The following is a 12,056-nucleotide window of genomic DNA, read 5'->3' as shown; positions in this document are numbered from 1 at the left end:
GGTGGGCGGTGAGGGGCTCGAACCCCCGACATTCGGCGTGTAAAGCCGACGCTCTACCAACTGAGCTAACCGCCCAAACCAGACGCGCTAGTTTACTGCATCACGCAGTGCTTTACCAGCCTTAAATTTAGGCGTGCGACTTGCGGCGATCATGATTTCTGCACCAGTAGCGGGATTACGGCCTTTGCGCGCCTCACGGCTCGAAACAAGGAAGGAACCGAAACCGACAAGAGTTACCTGATCACCAGCCTTCAGTGCCTCTGTAATCACCTTGACTGCCGCATCCAAAGTATGGCCGGCGGCGGCACGAGTCACGCCAGCTTCTTCTGCAATCTTCTCGATCAACTCCGATTTATTCATATTTCTTTCTCCTGTTATGGACTCGGTTACTAGGTATAACTGCGCATCAACTCTATCCAGAAAACGTTATAGCAGGGTAAAAAAAGACTTGTCAAGAAAGTGCAAAAAATGGCCTGAATCACGAATCATAGACCGGCCTTCGCCAATGAACCATTGCTGTCAGGAGCATGACGACATAAATGTCGTCATGCTCCTACGCCTATTCTACATAACTAAAAAATTATGGAGACAGTTTTCACACCACATCCTTAATGTGCCATTGCCTTGTCCTCGGAAGGCTCATTAACCGCTACTACGCCAACCAACGCTTCTCCGCTGTCGGCGGGCAGCGGCATCGGTGATGACTCCAGCGCGATAGCCAGAACCTCGTCAATCCACCGGACCGGTTTGATGGTCAGTGCATCACGCACATTTTTTGGAATTTCCTGCAGATCTTTTTCATTCTCCGCCGGAATCAAGACCGTGCTGATGCCACCGCGATGTGCTGCCAGCAACTTCTCCTTTAACCCACCGATGGGCAGGACCTCACCGCGCAGCGTGATCTCCCCGGTCATGGCGACCGTGGCATGCACCGGAATATTGGTCAGCGCCGATACCAAGGCAGTGGCCATGCCAATACCGGCACTTGGCCCATCTTTAGGCGTGGCACCTTCTGGCACATGGATATGCACGTCACGGTTCTGGTAAAAATCTGCAGGAATGCCCAGCGCCCGTGACCGGGCACGAACCACGCTCATGGCGGCCTGGATAGACTCCTGCATAACATCTCCCAGCTTACCGGTGATCAGCAGCTTGCCGCGACCCGGTACGACGACAGCCTCAATACTCAGCAATTCACCGCCCACCTCAGTCCAGGCCAGACCAGTGACCTCACCGATGCGGTTTTCCTTCTCCGCCTTGCCGAAGTCGAAGCGACGCACCCCGAGATACTTGTCCAAATTGCGATCCGACACCTGCACCCGCGTGCGCTTTTTGTCGAGCAGGAGTTCCTTTACTACCTTACGACAGATACGTGCGAGCTCCCGCTCCAGATTACGCACGCCGGCTTCCCGGGTGTAGTAACGGATGATGTCCCGGATGACCGTCTGTGAAACTTGCATCTCCCCATCCAGTAGCCCCGCTTTTTCTGTTTGCTTAGGCAGAAGATACTTGGTGGCGATGTGGATCTTTTCGTCTTCGGTGTACCCGGATATACGAATCACCTCCATGCGATCCATCAACGGTGCCGGGATATTGAGCGTATTCGCCGTCGTGACAAACATCACCTCCGAGAGATTGAAATCCACTTCCAGGTAATGGTCGTTGAAAGTCGCATTTTGCTCGGGATCCAGCACTTCGAGGAGGGCGGAGGCCGGGTCACCCCGGAAATCCATCGCCATCTTATCCACTTCATCCAGCAGCATCAGCGGATTGCGCGTAGCAATCTTGGCCAGACTCTGGACGATTTTACCCGGCAGGGCACCGATATAGGTACGCCGATGTCCGCGAATTTCCGCTTCGTCGCGCACGCCACCTAGGGACATCCGCACAAATTTGCGTCCGGTCGCCGCTGCGATAGAGCGCCCCAGACTGGTCTTACCCACGCCAGGCGGACCTACCAGACACAGGATGGGACCGCGGCTGTTGCCAACCCGTTCCTGTACGGCAAGATATTCGAGAATGCGCTCCTTGACGTCCTCCAGACCGTAATGATCGGCGTCGAGAATAGCCTTAGCCCGCTTAAGATCCTTGGTGATTTTACTGCGCTTGCGCCACGGCACCCCCACCAGCCAGTCGATGTAGTTACGCACGACCGTCGCCTCTGCGGACATGGGACTCATCATCCGCAGTTTTTTTAGTTCAGCGTCCGCCTTGACCCGTACATCTTTAGGCATTCCGGCCTTGTCGATTTTACGCGTCAACTCATCCAGCTCACTACCGCCCTCTTCCGACAGATCACCCAGCTCTTTCTGAATGGCCTTCATCTGCTCATTCAGATAATACTCGCGCTGACTCTTCTCCATCTGCCGCTTGACGCGGCCGCGGATGCGCTTTTCCACCTGCAGCAGGTCAATCTCAGACTCCATCATGCCCAGCAGATGCTCCAGCCGGGCGCGGGTGTCCGCCTTCTCCAGAATTTCCTGTTTTTCTTCGAGTTTGAGGCTGAGATGTGCCGCTACCGTGTCGGCCAGTCGTGCCGGATCATCCATGCTCGCCAGAGTAGACAGGATCTCCGGGGGAATTTTTTTGTTCAGTTTGACGTAGGCCTCAAACTGGGCACTGACCGAACGCATGAGCGCTTCCAGCTCACGATCGTTTGCCGCACCACTGGCGACGATCTGCACCTGAGCACGCAAGGATTCCTCCGCAGGCAGGAAGGAGACAATTCTAGCCCGGTCCGTACCTTCGACCAGCACCTTGACCGTACCATCAGGCAACTTGAGTAATTGTAGAATCGTCGCCAGCGTGCCGATCCGATAAATATTTTCCGGTTGAGGATCATCGTCCGCGGCATTTTTTTGTGACACCAGCAAAATCTGCTTTTCACCAGACATTGCCTCTTCCAGGGCGCGAATCGACTTCGTCCGCCCCACGAAAAGAGGGATAACCATGAACGGAAATACCACAACATCGCGCAGCGGCAACACCGGTACCATCTGCGCTTCCTCTTCCACCAGGAGACTTTTATCGATTTGGGCCACGGTCTACTCCAAAAGTAGGTGATTACTACCAATAACAGTGCAGATGGGGTCGTCGACAGTGCTTTTCAATAACGACCACGCTCTACGTCAGGCCGGATGAGACATATCCACCTTGGCAGCATCATCGTAAACCAGCAGCGGCTTGGTGCCGCTTTCCACGACGGCGGCATCCACTACCACCTTTTTCACGCCACTCATCGAGGGCAATTCGTACATCGTATCCAACAGAATCTGCTCAAGAATAGAGCGTAAACCACGTGCTCCGGTCTTGCGGGTCAGTGCCTTCTTGGCAATGGCCCGCAATGCCTCGGTACGGAACTCCAGAGTCACACCTTCGAGGGCGAAGAGCTTCTGGTATTGCTTCACCAAAGCATTCTTCGGATCGGTGAGGATGGAAATTAGTGCTTCTTCATCCAGTTCTTCCAGCAGCGCCAGAATAGGCAACCGTCCGACAAACTCGGGAATCAAACCATAACGAACCAGATCTTCCGGCTCCAGATTCTGCATCAGCATGGCTGCGGTCGCTTCTTTATCGCGGCGCTTGAGGGGCGCATTGAAGCCCATACCGCCCTTCTCCAGACGCGTAGAGACGGACTTCTCCAAACCCGCAAAGGCACCACCACAGATGAAGAGGATATGCCGCGTGTCCACCTGCAGAAACTCCTGCTGAGGGTGCTTGCGGCCGCCTTGTGGCGGAACCGAGGCCACCGTCCCTTCAATCAGCTTGAGTAACGCCTGCTGCACGCCTTCACCGGAAACATCGCGGGTGATAGAGGGGTTCTCGGACTTACGAGTGATCTTGTCGATCTCATCGATATAGACGATGCCGGTCTGCGCCTTTTCCACATCGTAATCACATTTCTGCAGCAACTTCTGAATGATGTTTTCGACATCCTCACCGACGTAGCCGGCTTCCGTGAGTGTCGTGGCATCGGCCATGGCAAAGGGCACGTTCAGGAGGCGCGCCAGGGTCTGCGCCAGCAGGGTCTTGCCCGAACCGGTGGGGCCGATGAGCAGGATATTACTCTTGTCCAGTTCCACCTCATTGTCCTTGCCACCATGTTCAAGACGCTTGTAATGATTGTAAACCGCTACGGACAAGACCTTTTTGGCAACGTCCTGACCAATGACGTAATCATCCAGCGTCTTGCGGATTTCCATAGGTTTGGGAAGTTTGTCCTGACCCTCGCTGTGGTCGTCCAGTATCTCGTCTTTGACGATATCGTTGCACAACTCAATGCATTCATCACAGATAAATACCGAAGGACCGGCAATCAGCTTGCGGACTTCATGCTGGCTCTTGCCACAGAATGAACAATACAGCGTCTTTTCACCGCTTCCCTCGTGCTTTCCAGCCATAGCTGTTCTCCTGCCTGTTCAGGCGGTCTCGTTTTCACCGCGATGGCTAATCACAGCGTCCACAAGACGGTAGGTTTGGGCCTCCTCGGCCGACATGAAAAAGTCTCTGTCGAGATCCTGCTCAATGCGTTCACGATCCTGTCCGGTATGATGGACCAAAATATCATTGAGCCGCTCACGGATACGCAGAATCTCTTTGGTATGGATTTCGATATCATGCGCCTGCCCCTGAAAACCACCGGAGGGCTGATGCAGCATAATCCGTGCGTTAGGCAGCGCGTAACGCTTGCCTTCGGCACCAGCGGCCAGTAATACAGCCCCCATGCTCGCCGCCTGACCAATGCAGACCGTACTGACCTTCGGGCGAACAAACTGCATCGTGTCATAAATCGCCATGCCAGCCGTGACAGAACCACCGGGGCTGTTGATATACAGTGCGATATCTTTGTCAGGATTCTCCGCTTCCAGAAAAAGCAACTGAGCGACCACCAGATTGGCCATCATGTCTTCCACCTGGCCCACCATAAAGATCACCCGCTCTTTGAGCAGCCGCGAGTAAATATCATAGGATCGCTCGCCACGCCCGGTCTGCTCGACCACGATGGGCACATACCCCAAGCCCTGTACGGCGGGCGCCAACTGGTCTCCTGCCTGCTTCCACATAATCCATGCTCCTGTCTGTTGACACGGTCCCGCAACGGGCACCGGTTATTCCGCGTTTGCTTCGGCTACCGGTGCCCGGCCGATGAGCTGGTTAAAGCTGACAACCTCGTCGTTCACTTTAACACGCTCCAGAAGCCATGCCACCACTTTGTCTTCCAGCACCAGGGCCTCGGCCTGCTCCATCTGCTCGGGATTACTGCGGTACCAACTCATGAACTGCTCAGGGTCCTCATACTGCTCGGACATGTCCCGAATAACCTGAGTGACTTCCGCTGGGGATGCCCGCAGCTTCTCGCGCCGGACAATTTCCGACAAAACCAGGCCGAGTACCACTCGCCGCCTGGCCAGCGCGTCCAGATCATTGCTGCCAACTGCTGCATCGGCGTCTTTTTGCAAACGCTCCAATTCCTGTCCGATCATTTGCCTGGGCAAATCGGGATGGTTGCTCTCCGCTACCAGTTCCAGAATCTGCGCTTTCACCTGACCCCGGCTAATCCGCTGCGCTTCACGTTCCAGATTTTCCCGTACTTCCTGCCGCAATATGGCTACATCCCCATCCTCAATACCCAGTGCCAGGGCAAAAGCCGCGTCCACTTCGGGCAATTGGGGGGCCGCCACTTCCCTGACCTGAAGATGGAACTGGGCAGCCTGACCGGCGAGTTCCGGAGCATGATATTCTGCCGGAAACTGTACCGCGACGGTCCGGTCTTCTCCCGCAGACATCCCCAGCAGTCCCTGCTCAATGTCCCGCAGCAAACGACCGGAGCCCAGCACCACGGGGTAGTCGGTCACATCCCCGCCCGCCATGGGGGCACCATCAATGGTCCCCTGAAAATCCACGGTGACCCGGTCTTCGTCCTGTGCAGCACGCTCGGCAGACACATAAAAACGCCGCTGCTGACGCATAATGTCTATGGTGGCATCCACGTCCGCATCCGTCACCTCAGCCGTCTTGCGGATAACGGTGGCGTCCGGCACCTGCGGATCAAATTCGGGATACACCTCTACCACGGCCGTAAACACGAGGTCCTCGCCGCGCCCACCTTTCTCGACCTGCACTTCCGGTCTTCCAACCGGACGTAAGGACTCGTCACGCACTGCCTGAGAATAGCGTTCATTGATAAGATGATCGAAGGTCTCCATGAGGGCATCCGAACCATAATGGCGTTCGATGAGGGCCATGGGCGCCTTGCCGGGCCGGAATCCGGGGAAACGCGCGGAGCGCGCCTTGTTACGCAGACGCTGGGATACCCCACTCTCCACCTCACTGGCGGGAATGGTCACATGGATGTGTCTTTCCAAAGGCGCGGCCTCTGGTGTCGAGATTTGCATGAACTGATCCTTCTTTTGCATTTTGTCTAAGCCTAAACGTTAATAATAAACACAAGCCACCTGCCCCTCAAGGTCAGCGCAGACCGCGGCTCCCCGGTTTAACGGGCGTCCCGCCAACTGCACAGAGCGGACAATCAACAGCTTCCCAGGTACGTACCGGGAGCGTCAACAGCGGAAAAAATGGTACGCCGTCAAAATCGCTGAATCCTGAACTGCGATCAATAATTGCCGATGTCGCTAATACTTGCCCACCTGCTGCGGTAATGGCCGCTATACATTCCCGCGTCGAGCCGCCTGTCGTCGTAATATCTTCAACCACTAACACACCTTCACCCGGCGCCAGCGCAAAGCCCCGGCGCAGCACCATCTGCCCGGCTTCCCGCTCGGTGAACAGGCTGCGTACTCCAAGCGCGCGGCCACATTCGTAGGACACCAGAACCGCACCCATGGCTGGCCCCACGACACAGGAGATGCGCTGCCGCAGATCATCAGGAATACCCGCCACCATCGCCGCACACAGTCGCGCTGCGTGCTCGGGATGTTGCAGTACCCTGGCCGACTGCAGGTAGGTATCACTATGCAACCCTGAGGATAGCAGAAAGTGTCCCTGGAGCAGTGCTCCATCTTCTTTGTACAACGCCACCACTTCGTCTGTAGTCACAGCAGATTCCTTCTCCATGATCAGTGTTGCGCGGAGCACAGCCCTTACCACCTCTTTAAAAAAGCATATCAATCGGATTTCTGAGAACCGGCGGCGTTCCCTGGCAACTCACTCAATATCTGGCCAAGGGCCTGTGCCGGATCCTCGGCAGCCGTAATAGGCCTGCCTACCACGAGGAAGTCTGATCCCGCTGCCAGTGCCGCCGCTGGCGTCATAATACGTCTCTGGTCATCCTCCGCATACTGCGCGGGACGAATCCCCGGAGTCACACGCAGGAGTTCAGGCACTGACTCCCGTAGACGACTTGCCTCCAGCGCAGAACAGACGATGCCATCCAAGGCACATTCTGCTGCAAGTGTCGCCAAACGCCCAACTTGATCCTGCACCGAGCTGTTGACGCCAACTTCGCGTAAAGCGGCATCGTTCATACTCGTGAGTACCGTCACCGCAACCAGAAGAGTCCGCTGTGTTCCAGCGGCATCGTTTACCGCTTCGCGTGCGGCGCGCAGCATGGTGCTACCACCACTCGCATGCACGTTGAGCATCCATACGCCGAGACGCGCTGCCGCCCTGCAAGCTTTGGCGACGGTCTGCGGAATATCGTGAAATTTGAGGTCAAGAAATACGTCAAATCCCCGCTCCTGCAGGTGCTCCACAATGGCGGGGCCACAGGCGGTAAAGAGTTCCTTACCGACCTTGACCCGACACGCGGCAGGATCAAGCTGATCCGCCAAAACCAGGGCGTCGCATTCGTTCGCATAATCCAGCGCAACAATGAGCGGTGAAATCACAAACTACACCCTCCGGAAAAGGTACCCCACTGACGGCAGCTAGGGCAGCGCCAATAGTACTGGGGACTTTGATAACCACAAGACTGACAATGAAAAACCGCTGGTTCCACCGACAGTCCCCTGACTGCTAGCGCCATAACGGGATACAATGCGGGATCCGGTGCATCGGGATCCAGTTCCAGCAAAACCTGCATCACCCGCATATCTGGCTGCCGCAACAAAACACGTCTTAAATATGCCGTCGCCGCGGGGGTTCCCTCAACCGCCTGCAAGGCATGCGCCAAAAGTTTTACGGCCAGTGGCGAATTGCACATCTCCAACAGGCGTTCTCGTGCTTCTTGCACATCCGTGCCGTTCTCAGCATATCGTAAAACGCTCAGAAAGGGTTCCAAAATAAGCAGAACTACAGATTCCACTGGGGAGTCGAGAAGTTTTTCCCAAAGCCTTAACGCACCACCCCAGTCCTGCCGATCGAAGGCGATGCGTCCGCCAATCACCAAAGCCCGCGGATTTTCTGGATCCTCCTTCCGGGCCAACTCCAAAAAAAACTTTGCCTGTCCTGTCTCTCCGGCGAGCAGCGATTGCTCGGCCAGTTCACCATAGAGCATGGCAATCACGGGACGCTGGTCGCGCTTACCTGCTTTATGTAAGCGCTGACGAACCGCGATAGACTGCGCCCACTCACTACCCAGTTCGTACAGCTCGGCAAGCGTAGCAAGGCCCTCTAGATGATCGGGTTGACGATCCAATAATTCTTTGAGGATAGATTCCGCCCGATCGAGAATCCCTGCTTTGAGGTAATCCTGCGCGATCTCGAAAAGCACACTTTGCCGCAGATCAGGCGCCAGTGCCGGTTGATCCAGAAGATGCTGATGTACCCGCAAAGCACGTTCCAACTCTCCGCGCCGCCGAAAGAGGCGTCCCAGGGCGAGCAAAATGTCAACGCTCTCCGGATGTTGCCGCAGCGCATCGAGAAAAACCTCTACCGCCTCATCATTGCGCTCACTGAGGAGATGGTTGAGTCCCTGAATATAAATTTCGGGAATCGTGTCGGGGGCAATCGGCGCAGATTTTCGGTGAGCGGTAATCCGACCAATCCACACGCCCAGCGCGATCGCCGCGAGCAAGACGAGGACGACAACGGTCTCCACCCCAGAAACCGTCAATTAGACCTTGCTACCTGCAACCGCCTCAGGGTAATCAACCTGCTCGCGGAGTTCCTTACCCGGTTTAAAATGCGGAACCCGCTTCTCAGGCACCAGCACCGGCTCTCCCGTTTTCGGATTACGCCCCTGCTTGGCGGGACGCACGTGCATGGAAAAACTTCCAAAACCACGAATTTCAATACGTTCACCCTCAGCCAGTGCGTCACTCAGATAATCGAGCATCTGGCGGGTAGCCATTTCAATATCGCGCACACTCAAATGTGGATATTGTGCACTGATGTTTTTGATCAATTCCGATTTAGTCATAGTTTATTAGCTTCTTACAAAGAATGGTGAACTGACAGGACATCATAAAATTAAAAAGGTAAGCGGCAGGTTGACGCTTCAAAAAAGCCTTTACCTGACGCCACCTCATTCACCCCCTCTTCCCGATCAGCACATGACCGGGAGGGAAAGGGTCACACTTAACTTTCTTCTTCCTGCTTACGCTTGAGCTGTTCTTTGATCAGGTCGCCCAGACTGGTGGTGCCCGTCGCCGCACTACGCGCGTATTGCTGCACCGCCGCCGCTTGATCCTCCTGAGAAGCAGCCGCTTCCCGGGCCTTGGTGCTGAGGGTCAAGGTGCGGTTCTTGCGATCTACCATCGCAATGCTGACCTCAATTTTATCCCCGGCTGACAAGGTCAGACCACGAGCCAGTTCACGGTGGGGCAGAAATCCTTCCACACCCTCGCCAAGCCGAATCTCGGCACCTCGACTATCCACCGAGATGACTTCACCTTCGACCAGGGCACCCTTTTCATTGGCCACCACAAACTGGATGAACGGATCAGTTTCCATCTGCTTGATCCCGAGGCTGATACGCTCCCGCTCCGGATCAATGCTGAGGACGACCGCATCCAGAGTATCTCCCTTCTTGAAGTCCCGCACCGCTTCTTCGCCGGTACGATCCCAGGCGAGATCAGAAAGATGGATCAGGCCATCGATACCGCCATCCAGGCCAACGAACACACCGAAGTCGGTAATACTCTTGATCTGACCGGAGACACGATCGCCCTTCTGGAAGTTCTGCGCGAAGTCGTCCCACGGATTGGGCAGGCACTGCTTGATGCCCAGCGAAATGCGGCGCCGCTCTTCGTCGATATCAAGGATCATCACTTCGACTTCCTGGCCGACATGCAGGGCCTTGGCCGGATTGATGTTCTTGTTGGTCCAGTCGATTTCGGAGACATGCACCAGGCCCTCGACGCCTTCTTCGATCTCGACGAACGCGCCGTAATCCGTAACGTTGGTGACCTTACCGAAAATACGGGTAGCCTCGGGATAACGGCGGGCGATATCGCGCCAGGGATCTTCACCCAGTTGCTTCATGCCGAGAGAGATACGGCCGCGCTCGCGGTCGAACTTGAGGACCAGGACGCGCACTTCGCCGCCCACGGTGACCACTTCGCTGGGATGCTTGACCCGGCGCCAGCCCATATCGGTGATATGCAGCAGGCCGTCGATACCACCCAGGTCGATGAACGCGCCGTAATCGGTGAGGTTCTTGACCACACCCTCGAGGATGGCACCTTCCTGAATGCTTTCCAGCAGTGCGCCACGCTCCACGCTCTGTTCCTGCTCGACCACCGCGCGGCGGGAAACCACCACGTTGTTGCGCTTGCGGTCCAGCTTGATGATCTTCATCTCCAGGTCTTTGCCTTCGAGATAGGCCACATCCCGTACCGGACGCACATCGACCAAAGAGCCAGGCAGGAAGGCGCGCACACCATCGATGCTGACCGTAAAACCACCCTTCACCTTACCGGTAAGGAAGCCATGCACCACGGCGTTGTCGTTGAAGGACTTCTCCAGATCGACCCAGGTCTTGGCGCGACGGGCTTTTTCACGGGAGAGGCGGGTCTCGCCCATGCCGTCTTCCACCAGCTCCAGACAGACCTCCACAGAGTCACCAACCTTCACCTCTATTTCACCCTCCGCATTACGGAACTGCTCAGCGGGGATCGGCCCTTCAGACTTGAGACCCACATCGACGATGACAAAGTCGTTATCGACGCGGGTCACTATGCCGGTGAGCAACTCGCCAGGCTTGAGGCCCTGGGTGCTCTGGCTTTCTTCAAACATCTCGGCAAAACTGGGTTCAACAAGCATTTCAGCGTTAGGGGTGGTCATAAATTTCAGTAGGCCTCATTTACCGGGCACGCCATAGGCGCCCCTTGAATCACTGCTCGATGCCATAAATGGCGGTTTCAATTTTCCTGCAAAGCCGATTGAACCCAGCTTTGCAGAACCCTGTATGTGTCAGAAACGCTTTGTTCGCTGGTATCCAGGAGGCGCGCATCGGACGCGGGCCGGAGCGGTGCCACGCTGCGCTGCTGATCCCGGGCATCGCGTTCCGCAATTTCCGCCACAACTGTGGCGAGATTAGCACTACTACCCTGTTCCATCAACTGATTCAGACGCCGCTTGCCACGGACTTCGGCGCTGGCAGTCAGAAATATCTTAAGCGGTGCGTCCGGGAAAACCACGGTCCCCATATCCCGGCCGTCGGCCACCAGTCCCGGCGCCTGGCGAAAATCCCGCTGCCGCTGCAATAAAGCGGCGCGGACCGCAGGAAGCGCGGCAATTTGTGAGGTCAACGCACTGATTTCGGGGCTGCGGATTTCCGCATCCACGACCTCTCCCCCAAGTAGTACGTGGGTTTGGTCCACTGCACCGCGAAAGCTCAGCGGTAAGGCACGGGCAAGGTCGGACAGCGCCGCTTCCTCATCTGCATGAAGCCCGGCCCGCTGGGCCGCCAGCGCCAACGCCCGATAAATAGCGCCGCTGTCCAACAGATGCCAACCCAGATCATGGGCCAAGAGACGACCCAGCGTGCCCTTACCGACCCCGCCGGGACCATCCAGGGTGATGACGGGGATGATATTCATGCGCTTACCATCTCCAGCAGCAGCCCGGCCTGCTGTGCCAGAGCGGGACAACTCGGAAAGGACGTAGCCACGTTGGCACAGTCGAGAATTTCGATATCACCTCGCGCCACCAGT

11 protein-coding genes and 1 tRNA gene are annotated in these 12,056 nt (G+C 56.2%); all 12 read right to left on the bottom strand.

Annotated elements, in window-relative coordinates; all coding sequences use genetic code 11:
* Window positions 1-2: 2 nt before the first annotated feature.
* Window positions 3-75 (bottom strand) — tRNA-Val (locus AC2VNK_RS03655).
* A gap of 12 nt (window positions 76-87) precedes the next feature.
* Window positions 88-360, bottom strand: coding sequence for an HU family DNA-binding protein (locus tag AC2VNK_RS03650; RefSeq protein WP_014028811.1), 273 nt, complete (start codon window positions 358-360; stop codon window positions 88-90).
* 248 nt (window positions 361-608) lie between these two features.
* Window positions 609-3,041 carry an endopeptidase La gene (lon, locus tag AC2VNK_RS03645; protein ID WP_291524208.1) on the bottom strand — a complete coding sequence of 811 codons (2,433 nt, stop codon included), beginning with the start codon at window positions 3,039-3,041 and terminating at the stop codon, window positions 609-611.
* 87 nt (window positions 3,042-3,128) lie between these two features.
* On the bottom strand, window positions 3,129-4,400 hold the full coding sequence (clpX, locus tag AC2VNK_RS03640) for an ATP-dependent Clp protease ATP-binding subunit ClpX (RefSeq protein WP_291524210.1): 1,272 nt from the start codon (window positions 4,398-4,400) through the stop codon (window positions 3,129-3,131).
* 18 nt (window positions 4,401-4,418) lie between these two features.
* Window positions 4,419-5,063, bottom strand: a complete 645-nt coding sequence (gene clpP / locus AC2VNK_RS03635; RefSeq protein ID WP_291524212.1) for an ATP-dependent Clp endopeptidase proteolytic subunit ClpP — start codon at window positions 5,061-5,063, stop codon at window positions 4,419-4,421.
* A gap of 45 nt (window positions 5,064-5,108) precedes the next feature.
* On the bottom strand, window positions 5,109-6,395 hold the full coding sequence (gene tig / locus AC2VNK_RS03630; protein ID WP_291524214.1) for a trigger factor: 1,287 nt from the start codon (window positions 6,393-6,395) through the stop codon (window positions 5,109-5,111).
* Between the two features lie 73 nt (window positions 6,396-6,468).
* Complete coding sequence (pyrE, locus tag AC2VNK_RS03625) at window positions 6,469-7,056, bottom strand: orotate phosphoribosyltransferase (protein ID WP_291524216.1); 588 nt, start codon at window positions 7,054-7,056, stop codon at window positions 6,469-6,471.
* Window positions 7,057-7,124: 68 nt separating this feature from the next.
* Entirely contained in the window at window positions 7,125-7,847 is a 723-nt protein-coding gene (gene pyrF, locus AC2VNK_RS03620) for an orotidine-5'-phosphate decarboxylase (RefSeq protein WP_486882828.1), read from the bottom strand.
* Entirely contained in the window at window positions 7,844-8,998 is a 1,155-nt protein-coding gene (locus AC2VNK_RS03615) for a tetratricopeptide repeat protein (RefSeq protein WP_486882827.1), read from the bottom strand. Before AC2VNK_RS03615 ends, pyrF begins: the two co-directional genes overlap by 4 nt.
* A 15-nt stretch (window positions 8,999-9,013) precedes the next feature.
* Window positions 9,014-9,319 (bottom strand): integration host factor subunit beta, encoded by a 306-nt coding sequence (locus AC2VNK_RS03610; RefSeq protein WP_291524222.1) that lies wholly within the window; start codon window positions 9,317-9,319, stop codon window positions 9,014-9,016.
* A 158-nt stretch (window positions 9,320-9,477) separates the two neighbouring features.
* Complete coding sequence (rpsA, locus tag AC2VNK_RS03605; RefSeq protein WP_291524224.1) at window positions 9,478-11,184, bottom strand: 30S ribosomal protein S1; 1,707 nt, start codon at window positions 11,182-11,184, stop codon at window positions 9,478-9,480.
* Window positions 11,185-11,261: 77 nt separating this feature from the next.
* A complete protein-coding gene (gene cmk / locus AC2VNK_RS03600) occupies window positions 11,262-11,942 on the bottom strand; it encodes a (d)CMP kinase (RefSeq protein ID WP_291524226.1) in 681 nt (226 codons plus the stop codon).
* Between the last annotated feature and the right edge of the window lie 114 nt (window positions 11,943-12,056).

It is taken from the genome of Acidithiobacillus sp. TH-A35, from assembly GCF_057473505.1.
Note: the sequence above shows the minus strand (reverse complement) of the source record. Positions and strands in the feature narration are given on the sequence as shown.